The sequence below is a fragment of the Pseudomonas allii genome, assembly GCF_055380095.1.
This window is the reverse complement of record NZ_AP039450.1, coordinates 176,863-193,720: the sequence shown is the minus strand read 5'-3', so window position 1 is coordinate 193,720 and position 16,858 is coordinate 176,863. Positions and strand designations below refer to the sequence as shown.

General features: G+C 61.0%; 14 protein-coding genes and 1 tRNA gene. 4 read left to right on the top strand and 11 right to left on the bottom strand.

The window, feature by feature from the left end; all coding sequences use genetic code 11:
* Positions 1-182: 182 nt before the first annotated feature.
* Positions 183-2,096, bottom strand: coding sequence for a phosphodiesterase DibA (gene dibA / locus ACZ445_RS00870; protein WP_058426338.1), 1,914 nt, complete (start codon positions 2,094-2,096; stop codon positions 183-185).
* Between the two features lie 166 nt (positions 2,097-2,262).
* Between dibA and desA the strand changes: the two genes are divergently transcribed.
* Together desA and ACZ445_RS00860 are read left to right on the top strand one after the other, a co-directional pair.
* Positions 2,263-3,447: a delta-9 fatty acid desaturase DesA gene (gene desA / locus ACZ445_RS00865; protein ID WP_058426339.1), complete on the top strand. Its 1,185-nt coding sequence runs from the start codon at positions 2,263-2,265 to the stop codon at positions 3,445-3,447.
* A gap of 188 nt (positions 3,448-3,635) precedes the next feature.
* The gene (locus ACZ445_RS00860; protein ID WP_058426340.1) at positions 3,636-4,637 is read left to right on the top strand and encodes a sensor domain-containing diguanylate cyclase; all 1,002 of its coding nucleotides are present in this window, start codon (positions 3,636-3,638) and stop codon (positions 4,635-4,637) included.
* A gap of 101 nt (positions 4,638-4,738) precedes the next feature.
* On the opposite strand, the gene ACZ445_RS00855 is transcribed toward ACZ445_RS00860, so the two are convergent.
* From ACZ445_RS00855 to gabD, 3 genes are all read right to left on the bottom strand, one after another.
* Positions 4,739-5,947, bottom strand: coding sequence for an HDOD domain-containing protein (locus tag ACZ445_RS00855; RefSeq protein WP_058426341.1), 1,209 nt, complete (start codon positions 5,945-5,947; stop codon positions 4,739-4,741).
* A 140-nt stretch (positions 5,948-6,087) separates the two neighbouring features.
* A complete protein-coding gene (gene gabT / locus ACZ445_RS00850; protein WP_058426342.1) occupies positions 6,088-7,365 on the bottom strand; it encodes a 4-aminobutyrate--2-oxoglutarate transaminase in 1,278 nt (425 codons plus the stop codon).
* 181 nt (positions 7,366-7,546) lie between these two features.
* Complete coding sequence (gabD, locus tag ACZ445_RS00845) at positions 7,547-8,989, bottom strand: NADP-dependent succinate-semialdehyde dehydrogenase (RefSeq protein ID WP_058426343.1); 1,443 nt, start codon at positions 8,987-8,989, stop codon at positions 7,547-7,549.
* 371 nt (positions 8,990-9,360) lie between these two features.
* Between gabD and ACZ445_RS00840 the strand changes: the two genes are divergently transcribed.
* Positions 9,361-9,437, top strand: a tRNA-Arg gene (locus ACZ445_RS00840).
* 80 nt (positions 9,438-9,517) lie between these two features.
* Positions 9,518-10,558: a virulence RhuM family protein gene (locus ACZ445_RS00835; RefSeq protein WP_058426349.1), complete on the top strand. Its 1,041-nt coding sequence runs from the start codon at positions 9,518-9,520 to the stop codon at positions 10,556-10,558.
* Positions 10,559-10,652: 94 nt separating this feature from the next.
* On the opposite strand, the gene ACZ445_RS00830 is transcribed toward ACZ445_RS00835, so the two are convergent.
* The 7 genes from ACZ445_RS00830 to ACZ445_RS00800 form a co-directional block, all read right to left on the bottom strand.
* Positions 10,653-11,717, bottom strand: coding sequence for a 2,3-butanediol dehydrogenase (locus tag ACZ445_RS00830; RefSeq protein WP_235594989.1), 1,065 nt, complete (start codon positions 11,715-11,717; stop codon positions 10,653-10,655).
* 254 nt (positions 11,718-11,971) lie between these two features.
* Positions 11,972-12,565: a hypothetical protein gene (locus ACZ445_RS00825; protein WP_464707910.1), complete on the bottom strand. Its 594-nt coding sequence runs from the start codon at positions 12,563-12,565 to the stop codon at positions 11,972-11,974.
* Positions 12,562-13,134 (bottom strand): RNA polymerase sigma factor, encoded by a 573-nt coding sequence (locus tag ACZ445_RS00820; RefSeq protein ID WP_071493215.1) that lies wholly within the window; start codon positions 13,132-13,134, stop codon positions 12,562-12,564. Before ACZ445_RS00820 ends, ACZ445_RS00825 begins: the two co-directional genes overlap by 4 nt.
* 154 nt (positions 13,135-13,288) lie before the next feature.
* Positions 13,289-14,911 (bottom strand): vWA domain-containing protein, encoded by a 1,623-nt coding sequence (locus tag ACZ445_RS00815; RefSeq protein ID WP_464707908.1) that lies wholly within the window; start codon positions 14,909-14,911, stop codon positions 13,289-13,291.
* 212 nt (positions 14,912-15,123) lie between these two features.
* Positions 15,124-15,774: a DUF799 domain-containing protein gene (locus tag ACZ445_RS00810; protein WP_058426354.1), complete on the bottom strand. Its 651-nt coding sequence runs from the start codon at positions 15,772-15,774 to the stop codon at positions 15,124-15,126.
* Positions 15,771-16,133: a DUF4810 domain-containing protein gene (locus ACZ445_RS00805; RefSeq protein ID WP_025855472.1), complete on the bottom strand. Its 363-nt coding sequence runs from the start codon at positions 16,131-16,133 to the stop codon at positions 15,771-15,773. Before ACZ445_RS00805 ends, ACZ445_RS00810 begins: the two co-directional genes overlap by 4 nt.
* Positions 16,134-16,162: 29 nt before the next feature.
* A complete protein-coding gene (locus tag ACZ445_RS00800) occupies positions 16,163-16,843 on the bottom strand; it encodes a CsgG/HfaB family protein (protein ID WP_058426355.1) in 681 nt (226 codons plus the stop codon).
* Positions 16,844-16,858 lie beyond the last annotated feature (15 nt).

Here is a 16,858-nt window from a genome sequence, read left to right as displayed (position 1 = left end):
AAAAATACTATTTAAGAATGTTTATATAACCAGAAAGAATTTTCTGGTGGGACGCGGGGTTGCGCGCAGCTTGCGTTCAAATGTGGGAGGGGGCTTGCCCCCGATAGCGGTGCGTCACTCACATCTTCATTGACTGACAGTCTGCCATCGGGGGCAAGCCCCCTCACACATTTGAACGCATTTCAGGTTCGGATCGCGGGTGCCTTGGACCAATCTAGTTCGCCCGCCGGCATCGGCCGGCCAAACCAATACCCCTGCCCCATATCGCACTGCTGATCCAACAGGAACCGCGCCTGTTCCACCTGCTCGATCCCCTCGGCATGCACCTGCATGCCCATGCTTTTTGCCAGGGCGATTACCACGCGCACAATCGCCGCATCGTCCTCGTCCCACGGCAACCCGGCGACGAAGCCTTGGTCGATCTTGAGCTTCTGCACCGGCAGGCGCTTGAGACGCAACAGCGACGAATAACCGGTGCCGAAGTCGTCGATGGCCAGGCGCAGGCCCAGTTCGCGCAGGCGATGCAGTTGCTCCAGGGCCACTTCAGGGTCGTCCATCACCGCGCTTTCGGTGACTTCCAACTCCAGGAAAGCCGGATCCAGGCCCGTGTCGTGCAGCACCTGGGCGACCTGCTCGTAGAGCTCGCGCCGGGCAAACAGGCGGCTGGACACGTTGATGGCGATAAAACTCAGTGGGGCCCCATTCCCCAGCCAGTCGCACATTTGCCGGCAGGCCCGGTCCATGACCCAGGCGTCGATATCGGCAATCAGGCCGGTGCGCTCGGCAATCGGGATGAACTCGCCCGGCGGCACCAGACCGCGCTCCGGGTGCTGCCAGCGCACCAGTGCTTCGACGCCGATCAAGCGGCTGCCCTGCAGGTCGTGCACCGGCTGGTAGTAGACGCACAGCTCCTGCTGTTCAAGCGCACGGCGCAACTCACTGGCGATCTCCACCCGGTTCTGCGCATGGGCGGTCAGTTCTTCGGTGTACAAGGCGTAGCCTTCGCGCCCCGCGCTCTTGGCCTTGAACAGCGCGGAGTCTGCGTTGCGCAACAACTGCTCGGCGCTCAGCGCGTCATTGGGAAACAGGCTGATCCCGATGCTGACGCTGATAAACAGCTGATGGCCGTCGAAAATGAATGGTTGTTTCATTGCATCCAGAATCCGTTGTGCCAAGCCTGCTGCCTGAGCCACCTGTGGACAACTTTCTGCCAGCACGGCGAATTCATCCCCACCCAGGCGCGCCAGGGTCACCCCTGGGCCGAACAACGCCTTGAGCCGTTCGCCGACGACTTTGAGCAACTGGTCGCCAACGTTATGGCCCAGGCTGTCATTGATGATCTTGAAGTGGTCCAGGTCCAGCAACAGCAGGGCGCAACCGCGCTTGTGGATCTGCGCCGAGGCCAGCGCCTGTTCGGCGCGGTCGGTGAACAGCAGGCGGTTGGGCAGGTCGGTCAGCGGGTCGTGATGGGCGAGGTGCGCCAGTTCGTGCTCGGAGTCCTTGATGGCGCTGATATCGGAAAACACGGCGACGTAATGGCTGACGTGGCCCTGGTCATCGTGAATCACGCGAATGGTTTGCCACTGGGGGTAAATCTCGCCGCTTTTACGTCGATTCCAGATTTCACCGCTCCATTCGCCGGTGCGCTCAAGGCTCTGGAACATCTGCTGGTAGAAATGCGACGAATGGCGCCCGGACTTGAACAGACTGGGCTGCTGGCCCATGACGTCTTCGCGGCGGTAGCCGGTGATCGCCATGAAGGCGCGGTTGACATGCACGATCAGCCCTTGCGCGTCGGTGACCAGCACGCCTTCACGGGTGCAATCAAACACGGCGGCGGCCTGGCGCAGGCGTTCGCGGTTTTCCTTCAGCGGTTGTTGCAGCTGGTTGGCACGGGCAAATCGGGCGCACATCAGGTAAATCGCCAGGGCGCTGAAGGCCACCCACACATAGCCGCGCACCTGCAGCCAGCGCCCCAACTCCCGCGGTTCATCGAGAAAGCTGATCAATAAGTGGTTGCTGAGCTGGAGCCATGCGACGGAAACCAGCAGGTATACCAGCCCCACACGCAGGGCACCTCGGTATGAAAACGGCATATGTTCAGTAATCCTTACCAAAAAAACAGAATCGCCCTACAAAGGCTGCGGATTATAGAATAAGAAACATCCAGTCACTCCTATCTGAAAGGGCGGCTGGTTTTCTCTGTAGGCTTAGTGATAATGCGTGAGCTGTTCTTTTCTTTATCTGAGGGCCATACAGCCTATGTGGTACAACGGTTTTCTTGACCTGTCAGCCTGGCAACTGGTGGCAGTCACGCTGTTGATGACCCACGTGACCATTGTTGGGGTCACGGTCTATCTGCACCGCTATTCAGCCCATCGCTCCCTGGAGCTCAATGCCGGCCTGAAACATTTCTTCCGCTTCTGGCTGTGGCTGACCACGGCGCAGAACACCCGCGAGTGGACCGCTATCCACCGCAAGCACCACGCCAAGTGCGAAACCGTCGACGACCCGCACAGCCCGGTCATCAAGGGTCTGTCCACTGTGCTGCGCAAAGGCGCCGAGCTGTACCGCGCCGAAGCCGAAAACCCCGAGACCCTGCGTATCTACGGCAAGAACTGCCCCGACGACTGGATCGAACGCAAAATCTACACCCCCTACCCACTGTTGGGCGTGGCGATCATGGGTGTGATCGACCTGCTGCTGTTCGGCACCATCGGCATCACCATCTGGGCGATCCAGATGATGTGGATTCCCTTCTGGGCCGCCGGCGTGATCAACGGCCTGGGGCATGCCGTGGGCTATCGCAACTTCGAATGCCGTGACGCGGCGACCAACCTGGTGCCGTGGGGCATCATCGTCGGCGGCGAGGAGCTGCATAACAATCACCACACCTACCCCAACTCCGCCAAACTGTCGGTGAAAAAATGGGAGTTCGACCTGGGCTGGGCATGGATCAAAGTATTCAGCTTCCTGCGCCTGGCCAAGGTGCAGCGTGTCGCCCCTATTGCCCACCGCGTGGAAGGCAAGGGCCACCTGGACATGGATACCGCCATGGCGATCCTCAACAACCGCTTCCAGATCATGGCCCAGTACCGCAAGTTGGTGATCGGCCCGCTGGTCAAGCAGGAGCTGGAAAAGGTCGATCACTCGGTGCGTCATCAGTTCCACCGCGCCAAGCGCCTGCTGTCGCGGGAAACCAGCTTGCTGGATGACCGCCATCACGTGCGCATCCAGAGCATGCTGGAACACAGCCATGCACTGAAGGTGATCTACGAAAAGCGCCTGGCGCTGCAGCAGATCTGGCTCAAGACCAGCTCCAATGGCCACGATATGCTGGCGGCCATCAAGGAATGGGTGCATGAAGCCGAGGCCAGCGGCATCCAGTCCCTGCGGGATTTTGCTCACCAATTGAAGACTTATTCGCTGCGTCCTGCGGCAGTCTGATGCTGCGGTGGGAGGGCTTGCCCTCCCACCTATCAGCTTTTTGGCGTCATTTACCGGGCACCGGCAATCGGTCCTGTTGACGGAACTTCACTGCAATTCGCCTCTCTCAATGAACACTTCGCCATCATGGTGGCCCCTTGTAGTGACCGCTGCTCCTGTTTGCGGCGCGCCCAGAGAGAGTTGTGCCGATGGTTCACGAAAAGTCCTCCTTAATCGACGCGCCAGCAGCTGAGCATCCCCGCCCAGCAGCGGCGGCGACCCTGCTGGCGCTGGTGCATGCCCAGGGCGAAGTCGAGCGACTGAGCGAACGTGAGCAACTGCTGAGCTCAATGCTGGTCAGCGTGAATGCCGTGCTGTGGGCCATCGATTGGGAAACCCGTCGAGTGCTGTATGTGAGCCCGGCCTACGAACGCGTCTTCGGGCGCTCTGCCGGCCTGCTGCTGGCCGACCACAGGGAATGGCGCAACAGCATTCACCCCGAAGACCTCGACTACGCCGAACACAGCCTGGCCCGCGTGCTGGAACAGGGCGCCGTGGAAGACCGCGAGTACCGCATCATCACCGCCGACGGGCAGATCCGCTGGCTGAGTGACAAGTGCTACATGAACCAGCAAGTCGAGCCCGGTGAGCCGCTGATCGTGGTGGGCATGGCCGAAGACATCACCGAAAAGAAACAGCTGGAACTGGAGCTACACCGTCTCGCCACCACCGACGTGCTGACCCAGAGCAGCAACCGCCGGCACTTCTTCGAATGCGCCAACCAGGCCTTCGACAGTGCCTGTGCCCAAGGTGCACCGCTGGCCTTTTTGCTGCTGGATATCGATGACTTCAAAGACATCAACGACAGCTACGGCCACCTGGAGGGCGACCAGGTGCTGCGCCGTATCGCCGAGAGCGGTCGAGGGGTGCTGCGCCGTGGCGATCTGTTCGGGCGCATCGGTGGCGAAGAGTTCGCCGCCGTACTGCCTGGCTGTGCGCCGGAGATGGCGTTGCAGGTGGCCGAGCGCCTGGGCCGGGAGATCCAGGAGCTGAGCTTCAGCTACGAAGGCCAGGCCTTCAGCGTGACCATCAGCCAAGGCCTGGCCAGCCTCACTGAGCACGACTCGACCCTGGACAGCCTGTTCGCCCGCGCCGATGCGGCCATGTACGAGGCCAAGCGCCTGGGCAAGAACCGCGTGATCGCGGGCTAAACACTGCTCAAATGTGGGAGGGGGCTTGCCCCCGATAGCAGAGGGTCAGCCAGCACATGGGTGACTGATACACCGCCATCGGGGGCAAGCCCCCTCCCACATCAGGATTTGCGCACTCGGGTCAGCTCCGACAAGCCCACCTTGAGCAATCGCGCCGTCTTGCCCGCCGCCAGTTCTTCCAGGCCTTCATGCTCGGTCAAACGCGCCATCTGCGCCGCCAGGTTCACCACCAACGCATCCCGGGCGTACACGCCGCCCTCCAACGAGTAAATCGCCGCAATCAACTGGCGCAGCTCCAACGGCAAGCGCCAACGCGCACGCAGTGCCGAGCCATAGGCAGCGCCAAAGGTGTAGAGGGACTCACCAATCGCTTCGTCATCCAGTTCGCCGCCCCCCTGGCGCCAGTCCTCCAGGCAGCGCAACAGCGCCAGGTCGCCCAGCCGATGGAGGATACCCGCGCTGTAGCAGCGTTCGTGATCCAGCTCCAGCATGCAGGCCAGGCGCCGGGCGTAGTCGGCAGTGTCCTGGGACACTTGCCAGTGCCGCTCGGCATAGGCGACCAGCGCCGGGTCACCGAGTACCACGTTGTGCTTGAGCGCCAGCCCGAGGATCAGGTTCATGCTTTGCCCTGGCACCAGTTTGTGCAGGGCGCCGGGCAGGGTCTGCACCGGTGCGCCGTGATGGCCGGCACTGTTGGCGGCGGCGATGAGCACGGCGGTGATTTGCGGGTCCATACGCACCTGGTCTTCCAGGTGCTTGAGGTCCAGGCCTTCTGGCCCGAGGCTGTGTTGCACGGCGGCTTTCACATCGACCCGCAATGGCGCGCCATCGCACACTTCGCGGCGCCGCTCGAGGAACACTGGCAAGGTCATGCCGGGCGCCAGCGGCGGGATCTCGCAGTACACCGTTTCGCCTTCGTTGAGCAGCAGGTCTTGCAGACGCTGGGTCAGGCCTTCCATATTCAGGGGTTTGGTCAGGTACGCCGTGGGCGCCAGGGGCAAGGCTTCGCGCACGCTGGCGCTGTCATTGCGACTGCTCAGCAGAATGAACGGCAGAAGCGGCGAGCGGCGCTTATGGCGCACACTGCGCAACAGGCTCAGGCCATCGATGCCGGGCAACTCCCAATCGGCCAGGATCAGGTCGTAGGCCTTATCCCGCAGCAGGATCGCCGCTTGCTGGCCGTCCGCACACACATCCAGCCGCGCATCGCAGCGCACATTCAACAGCACTTGCTTGAGCAGGTCCCGCGACCAAGGGTCCGCCTCGGCAATCAACACGCGGGGTACAGCGGGTAAATCAACAGCAGTCATCCAGCACGCTCCATCGGCAATGCTTGCAACCTTAGTCAATGGAGCCGCCTACGTACAATGAACACGGGCTGAATGTGCGGCAATGGGCGTAAAAAAACCCGCCGAAGCGGGTTTTTTCTGTCGATCCAGTCAGCGTGCGCTTACAGCTCGGAGAAGCACTCTTCGATGATCGCCAGGCCTTTGTCCAACTGCTCGTCCGGCGAGGTCAGCGGGACCAGTACGCGCAACACGTTGCCGTAGGTGCCGCAGCTCAGCAGGATCAGGCCCTTCTCACGCGCCTTGGCCACCACGGAGGCAACGGCAGCGGCGTTGGGCTTGTGGCTGTCGCCATCTTCGAACAGCTCGACCGCGATCATCGCACCCAGGGCACGCACTTCGCCGATCACCGGGTACTTGGCCTGGATGGCTTTGAGACCAGTCACCAGACGCTCGCCAACTGCCTTGCAGCGGTCCAGCAGGTGCTCCTCTTCGAACACTTCCATCACCGCCAGCGCAGCTGCACAAGCGATCGGGCTACCGGCGTAGGTGCCGCCCAGGCCGCCTGGCGCGATGGCGTCCATGTATTCAGCCTTGCCGCACACACCGGCCAGCGGGAAGCCGCCAGCGATGGATTTGGCGAAGGTGGTCAGGTCGGCGGCAACGCCCATCTGTTCCATGGCGAAGAACGTACCGGTACGGCCGGCGCCGGTTTGCACTTCGTCGGCGATCAGCAGGATGCCGTGCTTGTCGCACAGTTCGCGCAGGCGCTTCATGAAGGATTTCGGCGCGACGTAGAAACCGCCTTCGCCCTGCACCGGCTCGATGATGATGGCGGCGATATCACGCGGCTCGGCATCGTTCTTGAAGATGCGTTCGATGCTGGCGATGGAATCGTCATCGCTCACGCCGTGCAGTTCGTTCGGGAACAGCGCGCGGAACACGCCGCCTGGCATCAGGCCCATGCCGGCCGAGTAAGGTACGACTTTACCGGTGAGGCCCAGAGTCATCATGGTGCGGCCGTGGTAGGCGCCGGTGAACGCGATCACACCGGCACGCCCCGTGGCGGCCCGCGCAATTTTCACGGCGTTTTCCACCGCTTCGGAACCGGTGGTGACCAGCAGGGTTTTCTTGGCGAAATCGCCTGGGACCTTGGCGTTCACTTTCTCGCACAGTTCCACGTAAGGCTCATAGGCCAGTACCTGGAAGCAGGTGTGAGTCAGTTTGTTCAGCTGCTCGGTCACGGCGGCGATGATTTTCGGGTGCACGTGGCCGGTGTTCAGCACGGCGATGCCGCCGGCGAAATCGATGAACTCGCGACCTTCAACGTCGGTCACGGTGGCGTTCTTCGCCGATTCGGCAAAGATCGGGTGAATCTGGCCAACACCGCGCGGTACAGCGGCTTCACGGCGTTTCATCAGGGATGCGTTGGTCTTGCTCATAAAGTCCTCATTCGCCACTCATCGGGTGGCGTGGTCCAAGGAATACGTGGCGGGGAGGCAACTACGGCAGCATGCGATGATCGACTGCCACAGCTTTCCCGGTCACTACGAATTGCGGGGTGAAACACGCAAAGGGTCAGCGCTCTCGTGCCCTTTGCGTTTGCTGCAATCTGTTGCCGGGTCAGATGCCCAGGCAGAGGTATTTGATTTCCAGGTAATCCTCGATCCCGTACTTGGAGCCTTCACGGCCCAGGCCCGAGGCCTTGATGCCGCCGAACGGCGCCACTTCGTTGGAAATCAACCCGGTGTTGACGCCGACCATGCCGTACTCCAGGGCTTCAGCCACACGGAACACACGGCCCAGGTCGCGGGCATAGAAGTACGACGCCAGGCCGAACTCGGTGTCGTTGGACATTGCGATCACTTCGGCTTCGTCTTTGAAGCGGAACAGCGGCGCCAGTGGGCCAAAGGTTTCTTCCTTCGCCACAGCCGCGTTTTTCGGCACGTCGACCAGGATGGTCGGCTCGAAGAAGTTACCTTCCATCACCTTGCCACCGGCCAGCAGCTTGGCGCCTTTGCTCAGGGCGTCAGCGATGTGTTCCTGCACCTTGGCCACGGCTTTCTCGTCGATCAGCGGGCCAGTGGTGGTGCCGTCTTCCAGACCGTTGCCGATCTTCAATTTGGCCACCGCCACTTTCAGTTTCTCGGCGAATGCGTCGTACACCGAGTCCTGGATGTACAGGCGGTTGGCGCAGACGCAGGTCTGGCCGTTGTTGCGGTACTTGGAGATGATCGCGCCTTCGACGGCCTTATCCAGGTCGGCGTCGTCGAACACGATGAACGGCGCGTTGCCGCCCAGCTCCAGGGAAACTTTCTTGATGTCCTTGGCGCATTCGGCCATCAACTGGCGACCGATTTCGGTCGAGCCGGTGAAGGACAATTTACGCACGATCGGGTTGCTGGTCAGCTCGCCGCCGATGTCGCCGGCACTGCCGGTGACCACGCTCAACACGCCTTTCGGGATACCGGCACGGTGCGCCAGTTCAACCAGGGCCAGGGCCGAGAACGGGGTTTGCGAAGCAGGCTTGATCACCATGGTGCAACCGGCGGCCAGGGCCGGGCCGGCTTTACGGGTGATCATCGCAGCGGGGAAGTTCCACGGGGTGATCGCGGCGGTCACGCCGATCGGCTGCTTGATCACGATCAGGCGCTTGTCCGGCTGGTGGCCAGGGATCACATCACCGTAGATGCGCTTGGCCTCTTCGGCGAACCACTCGATGAAAGAGGCGGCGTAGACGATTTCGCCCTTGGCTTCGGCCAGTGGCTTGCCTTGCTCGAGAGTCATCAGGCGACCGAGGTCTTCCTGGTTTTCGATCAGCAGTTCGAACCAACGGCGCAGCTTGTTGGCGCGCTCCTTGGCGGTCAGTGCACGCCAGGCCGGCAAGGCCTTGTCGGCGGCTTCGATGGCGCGGCGGGTTTCCGCAGCGCCCATCTTCGGCACGGTGCCGAGAATCTCGCCCGTGGCCGGGTTGTTGACCTTGATGGTCTGACCGTTGTCCGCATCGACCCAAGCGCCATCGATAAAGGCTTGCTGGCGGAACAACTGGGTATCTTTGAGCTGCATGTCGGGTTTCCTTAACAGCACCGCGCGCACGCGGAGCGAATTAGAGTTGTTGAAAGGCGCCTTGTGGGCTGCCGTCAGGGAAATCAGCCCCAGCACGCGGGATAGCGTGAATAGCGCGCGGGAGACAGAGCGTTTGAAATCTCAAACGAATCCTAGGATCAATGGGGGGGCAGGGCAATAGTCTGTTCGAAAAAAAGAACGAAAACGGCACTTTTAGTCGAACTTTCTGATCAGCGTCGTTGGGCCGGATTCTGCCATTCCGATGGGTGGTGCCCGGCCTAGGGCCTTTATGCGGCGAATTCCTACGCTTGGATGCCCAAAGACCAGCATGGACGCCCAAGGTCGACATGGGTATGATGTCGCCCGCACAAGCATCCGTAGCTCAGCTGGATAGAGTACTGCCCTCCGAAGGCAGGGGTCGTGGGTTCGAATCCCGCCGGGTGCACCAGATACAATGAGAAAGCCCCAGGTCGAAAGGCCTGGGGCTTTTTTGTAGACTGTCGATCAGCCCGATCAATGAGTTCACACATGAACGACAGCAGCCAGAACCAACTCCCTCCCGCTCCACTAGGTGAAATGCTGCTGTTCCAAAGTAGTGATGGTTCAGTTCGCCTGGAATGCCGCTTTGACAGCGACACCCTGTGGCTATCACAGGCCATGATTTGTGAGCTGTACGGTAAAGCGAAAGCGACTATTAGCGAACATATCAGCCACATCTTTGCAGAAGGTGAATTGGTTGAGAATTCAGTTGTTCGGTTTTACCGAACAACTGCCGCCGACGATAAACCTTACAACGTTAGGCATTTCAGCTTACCGCTGATTCTGGCCGTCGGTTATCGCGTCCGCTCCAAGCGAGGTACGCAGTTTCGCCAATGGGCTACGCAGGTATTGCAGGAGTTTTTGGTCAAAGGCTTCGTCATGGATGATGAACGGCTGAGGAACCCTCCAGTAGGCCGCTCATTGGTTCCTGACTATTTCGATGAGTTGCTTGAGCGCATTCGCGATATCCGTGCCAGCGAGCGACGGGTTTACCTGCGGGTTCGGGAAATTTTCGCGATGGCTGCGGACTACGTGCCATCGAACAGTGAAACCACGGCTTTTTTTCAGATTATTCAAAACAAGCTGCACTTCGCTAGCACAGGCCTCACAGCCGCAGAGTTAATAGCCCAACGTGTCGATTCGACTCAACCGAATATGGGACTCACCAGCTTTAAAGGCGATGAGGTACGTAAATGCGATGTCACCATCGCCAAAAACTATTTGCGTGCCGACGAAATCACCGCATTGAATCGCATAGTCACTATGTGGCTGGATTTTGCAGAAGACCAAGCCTTGAGGCGCAAACAGATCTTTCTACGGGATTGGCAGGAAAAACTGGATCAGTTCCTGGCCTTCAATGATCGTGAGGTTTTGCAGGATTCCGGTCAGATCAGCAAGCTCGTGGCTGACGACAAAGCCAAAGCGGAATACGAACGTTACAACCAGCAACGCAGAGTGTTGAAAGAAGCCAGTGGAGAATCCTTAAGCATAGAGACGCTGCGGGCTATCTCACGGAGAAAAAATCCGTAAGACCGTTCGCATTAACTTGGCATAAGCCCCAGGTCGAAAGGCCTGGGGCTTTTTTGTGGGCGTTGGGCAAAGACCGCATCGCCCGCCCTTCGCTTCAAACCCGGGCAGGCGACACAATGATTTTCACATTATGTTCTTTGTTTTTGACCAGTTCCTCGAAGCCCTGCCCCACGATCTGCTCCAACTGAATACGCCCTGTCACCAGTGGCGTGATGTCCAGCCGCCCGTCCGCGATAAATGCGATCACGTCAGCGAACTCTCCGTTGTAGGCCAGGGCGCCCATTACCTGTTTTTCCGTGGACACCAACTCGAAGAAGTTGAATTCGCTGGGCTCCTCGAAGATGCCCACCAGTACGCACTTGCCGGCCTTGCGGATCAGGTCGATGGCAAGTTTGGCGGTGTGTTTGTTACCGATGCATTCGAAACTGACATCCGCCCCGAGCCCGCCGGTCAGGCGGCGTACTTCGGCCAGGGCATCGCATTGATTGGGATCGAGCACGTGGGTCGCTCCCACTTCCAGCGCCTTGGCCTTGCGTGCTCCGGACATCTCCAGCGCGATCACCTGAGCAGCACCGGCGGCCTTGGCGCACATGATGGTGCACAGGCCAATGGTGCCCGCGCCGACCACCACCACGTTTTGCCCCAGCAGGCTTCCGGCTTTTTTCACCGCGTGCATGCCTACGGCCAGAGGTTCGATCAGTGCCCCGGCTTCAGCCGGAAAGTTCGCCGGCAACTTGTACAACAGGTTGGCGGGCACGTTGACCCATTCGGCAAAGGCACCGTTGTTCATCAGCCCGGTGAAGGCCAGGTTTTCGCAAATGTTGTACAGCCCGTGGGTGCAGTAGTAGCACGTGCCGCAATGCTGGCAGGCATCGGCTGCCACCGACTCGCCGACGCTGAAGCCCTGCACCCCGGCACCGAGCTCGACGATTTCGCCACAAAACTCATGACCGAGAATGCACTGGCCCTTAATCCCGGTCAGCGGGTGCGGCGCATCAACCGGTATGAACACCGGACCGGCCACGTACTCGTGCAGATCGGACCCGCAAATGCCGCACCATTGCACTCGGATCTGCACCCAACCCGCAGGGGGCGAAACGGGCAGCGGCACATCTTCGACGCGGATATCGTTACGGCCGTGCCATACGGCGGCACGCATGCTGCGTTGCGAATTGCTCAAGAGGCTCATGGCGTTTTTCTCCTTGAAGCGGATGGCACTGGTGTGCCGAGCGGTTTACCAGTGCCAGAGCAAAGCCAATGCCAGCTGCGTGAAAACGCCTGGACACGCCTTTCATAGAGCGGCCGAAGAAAACCCGAGGGTAGCCGGCATTGAGCTCAAATGAGATCCGTGATGCCAGATCGTAAGCGGCGGCCATGAGACCGTGAGACATCGCGTCTCACGGCCTTTGTGAATCAACGCTTCTGCAACGCCTCCAAACGCGCCGGCAGGTCTTCGTCAGGGAAACGCGCATGCAATGCCAGCAGTTCTTCATCCGCGGCTTTGCTTTCACCGGCTTCACGCAAGCGCACAATCTCCTGCAACCCCTCCTCCAACGAAGGCAACACCACCGGCGCACGCTTGCTGAATTTGGCGCTCGACTCATCCGCCATCGAGCCCGTGACTTGCGCGCTCTCTGCCTGGGGCGCGGCGGCCATTCGGGCGACTGGGGCAGGCGCGGACATCGCGGGGGCAGCGGGACGCGGTGCTTCGTCGTGCAGCGCAGAGAAGGTCGCGGTGGAAATGTCGGGTTGCGGCACGGGCGAGCGCATCACCACGCCGATCATCAGGGCCAACCCTGCAACGGTGGCGAATGCCATCTGCCAGCGTGGCCGTTGGCAGGCTTGCAGCCAGCGTTGCCACAGGTTCGGCTGCGGCGCCGGGGCTTCGCGGCGGGCGGTGTTGAGGATGAAGGCGTCGAGGGACGCCGGCGGCTCGACCGGGCTGTGTTGACGATAGTGCTGGAGCAATTCGTTGTCGGAATCGGGAGTGTTTCGGGAGTCGATCATGCGGGTATCTCCTCGGCCAGCAGGCGGCGCAGTTTCTGCTGGGCGTAACGCAGGCGGCTTTTCACGGTTTCCAGCGGGGCGTTGGTGAGGGCGGCGATTTGCGGCACTTCGAGGTCGCCGTGCAGGCGCAGCAGGAAGACTTCGCGCTGGTCTTCGGGCAGGTCTTGCAGCGCGGCATCGAGCCGCGCCTGGTCACGGCTCAGGCTCAGTTGCTGCTCGGGGCCGGCGCTGTCGTCGGCCTGGGCGTGCAGTTGTTCGTCGTAGCTGTCGTGCAACGGGTTGTGGATGCCGTGCTTGCGCCAGTGGTCGATCAGGCGGTTGCGGGCGATCTGGAACAGCCAGGTGCGAAAACTCGCCCGGCCTTGTGGCTGGGTGGCGCTGCGGATCAGGCTGAGCCAGGTCTCCTGGTAGATTTCCTCGGCCAGTTCGGCCTTGTTGCTCAAGGACACAAGGAATCGGTACAGGCCCTGGCGGTGCCGCGCGTACAAGGCTTCGAACGCGGCGCTGTCGCCGGTGCGGTAGCGGGCCAGCAGCGATTCGTCGCTGGGTAGATCATCTGGAACAGCCATGTAGGGGGCGAACTCCTTTTTATCAGCCGAAGCTGGTCTAACTGTGGGAGGGGGCTTGCCCCCCGATAGCAGTGGGTCAGTAGCACACTTGATGCTGATACACCGCCATCGGGGGCAAGCCCCCTCCCACATTTGATCAGTGTTGCGTTGAAGATCAGGGTTTCAGGCTTTGGGCCAGTTCCACCAGTTGCACAAATTCATTGCGCAAGCCGAACGGGTCATCGCCCCGGGCTGAGCGGGCCAGTGCGGCGGTGTCCTGCAGGCTCATGCTGCCAGTGTAGCGGCCATCGCCCTTGAGCTGTTGGGCAAAGGCAGCCACTGCCGCCGCAAAGCGCAGGTCGTCGCTGGCTTTGGAGGGTTCCTGGCTGATGGGCCGTTCGATCAGTTGGCTGGCATCGCCAGCAGCCGGTTTGTAGCGCACGCGCAGCATCGCCAGTTCTGCAGATTTATCCTCGGCCACAGGCGCAGTGGTGTAGCGCAGAGGCTCCAACCACCCCTTCTCGCCCTTCGGCACAATTTCGTACAGTGCCGTGACCGTATGCCCTGCGCCAATCTCACCGGCGTCGACCTTATCGTTATTGAAATCCTCACGCTTCAAGGCGCGGTTTTCATAGCCAAGCAAGCGATATTCGCTGACACGCGCCGGGTTGAATTCCACCTGCAACTTCACATCCCGCGCGAGCACGGCCAAGGTCGAGCTGAGCTGATCCACCAGCACCTTGCGCGCTTCGCGCAGGTTGTCGATATAGGCATAGTTACCGTCGCCGGCATCGGCCAGTTGCTCCATCAGGTGTTCGTTGTAGTTATCCACACCGAAGCCCAGGGTGGTGAGGGACACGCCGCTCTTGCGCTGTTCGACGGCCATTTGCTTGAGGCTGTCGAAATCACTGATGCCCACGTTGAAGTCACCGTCGGTGGCCAGCAGGATGCGGTTGATACCCTTGTCGATAAAGCCTTCGCGGGCCATCTGGTAGGCCAGTTCGATACCGGACGCGCCCGCCGTGGAGCCACCGGCGGTGAGTTGGTCGATGGCGTTGCGGATCTTGACCTTGTCGCGCCCGGAGGTGGGCTTGAGCACTACTCGGGACTCACCGGCATACACCACCAGCGAAACGCGGTCCTGGTCGCGTAATTGATCCACCAGCAACTTCAGCGTGCTTTTCACCAGCGGCAAGCCTTCGCGGCGGTCCATGGAGCCGGACACATCCACCAGGAACACCAGGTTGGCCGGCGCCAATTGCGCAACGGCGCGGTCGGACGCCTTGATGCCGATGCGCAGCAGCTGAGTATGCGGGTTCCACGGCGTGGCGGCGACTTCGGTGGTCACGCCAAAAGGCGAGCCATCGGTGGGCAGCGCGTAGTGGTAGGGGAAATAGTTGACCATCTCCTCCAGTCGCACGGCGCCTTCGGGCGGTAGGCTGCCTTGGTTGAGGAAACGCCTGACGTTGGCGTAGCTGCCGGTATCGACGTCGACACTGAAGGTGGACACCGGCGTCTCGGCCACACGGTGCACCGGGTTGTCCGGCAGGTTTGCGTATTGCTCGCGGGGTTCGCTGCGGTAGTCCATCGCGGCTGACTCCTGCATACGCATCGGTGCAGGCATTGCCATGCGTTTGACCAACGCACCCTGGGGTGACGCGCTTTGCAGCTCAGCGACGGGCTCGGCCGGTTTGGCCAACTCAGGCGAAGAGGACAGCCCGCACCCGGCCAGCGTTACCAGTACGGTAACCGCAAAGCCCTGGGCAGCAGGACGCAGGAAGAGCAGAGGACGGGACATGGGCTGAACCTCGTGAATGAAATGATCCGTTCACAAGGTCAGACGCAAGATGCGAGATGTTCGGGTTAACCCTGATTCAAATAACAGTCCAACTGTGGGAGGGGGCTTGCCCCCGATGGGGTGGGTCAGTCAAACATGTACTGACTGATCTACCGCTATCGGGGGCAAGCCCCCTCCCACATTTGGACCGTGGTGCTCTCAGAATCCGGATATCAGTCCGTGCCGTACTTCGGGTTACGCGGACCATACAGGATCCCCGCACGTTGCCCCGGTGACAGCAGGCGCGCACTGGTGATGCCGGCGATAGGATGCGCCGCATCGGTGGAGCTGTTGATCACCTGCTTGACCGCCGCCGTGATCAGCATGCCGACGAGGCCGCCGCTGTTGTTGTTGCCCTCTTCGCTGGACGCCCGCGCCGAGCCGGTCCACAGGGTGGTGCCGGTGCGCAGGTCCACCAGTTTGGCCGAAGCCGTCACGGCGGTGTCACTGGAGATCAGCATGTACTTGGTGCCGTACTCGGTGACGGTGATGTACAGCGCGGCGTCCGCACCGAAGATGTCATGCAGCTTGGTCGGTGGCAGGGCCTGGATATCGTTGGCCGTGGTCAGGCCGTTCTGGCGGAAGGTTTCATCCACCAGGGCTATCGGCAGCACGTAGTAGCCGGCTTCCGCCAACGGGTAGGTCACTTGCGAGACCAGGCTGTAGGAAGCCTGCACTTCCGGCGACTCATTGAGCGGCGGCAGTACCAGGATCGACTTCGGTCGTGCCTGCTTGTACGCCGTGTAATCAATGGTCTTGGGGGCTGCGCAACCGCCGAGCAGGGCCAGGGCCAGCAAGGCGCCCGTGAGTTTCAACAGGCTCATTTAGTGGCGACTCCGGTCTTGGCGTTTTTCAGCAGAAAGTCCATGTACGAGGCGGATTCAGGGAACAGCGCCTTCTCGGTGCGGAACTCCTGCACCATCTGGTCATCCTTGCCCATGCTCAGGTACAGCATGCCCAGGTGGGCGTGGTAACCCGGCGGGGCTTTGCGGCCGCTGGCATTGATCTTCTGCAGATCGCGCTCCAGTGCCTCGACCTGCGCTTCCTTGGGCTCACCCTTGAAGTATTCGTAAACCTGCGGCTGATAACTTTCCCATTGATACAACGGCTGGGGCGCGGTTTGGCACCCGGCGACCGTCGCCACTGCTGTCAGCATCAGCGCCAACTTGACTGCCTTGCTCATCCTTGTACTGCTCCTTGAGGTGCTGCTGATCAGTTGCGCGGGTTCCAGGCGCCGGCATTGATGCCGTCGACGAGGCGGTTGATGGCTTCGCGCATGGCCAGGTCGAGGACCTTGCCATTGAGGGTGGAGTCGTAGCTGGCGGTGCCGCCGAAGCCGACCACTTCACGGTTGGACAGCGCGTATTCACCGGCGCCCTGGGTGGAATACACCACTTCGGAGGTGCTGATGTTGACGATATTCAACGCGACTTTGGCGTAGGCCACTTGGGTCTTGCCACGGCCGAGAATGCCGAACAACTGACGGTCGCCGGTTTCCTTGCGGCCGAACTCGGTCACGTCGCCGGTCACTACGTAGTCAGCGCCCTTGAGCTTCTGCACGGTGCCTTTGATCGCGGCTTCCTGGGAGATTTCGCCCATGTTGTCGCGGTCCAGCACGCTGAAGCGGTTGGTCTGCTGCAGGTGGGTGATCAGGATGGTCTTGGCCTGGCCGCCGAGGCGGTCGACGCCGTCGGAGAAGATGCCGCGCATGTAGCTGGAGCGGTTGTCGAACTTGCCCACGGCGATTGGCACGCGTACGCCGGAATAAGCGACGTTGGCGCTGGCGACTTGTTCCACCGGCATCGCGCGGTTGCTCTCCGTGGCGCAACCGGCCACGGTCAGCAGCGCTGCGGCGGTGAGGCCGGACAGCAGGATTTTGGACAGTGTGTTCACAGGGTGCTCCTGGGT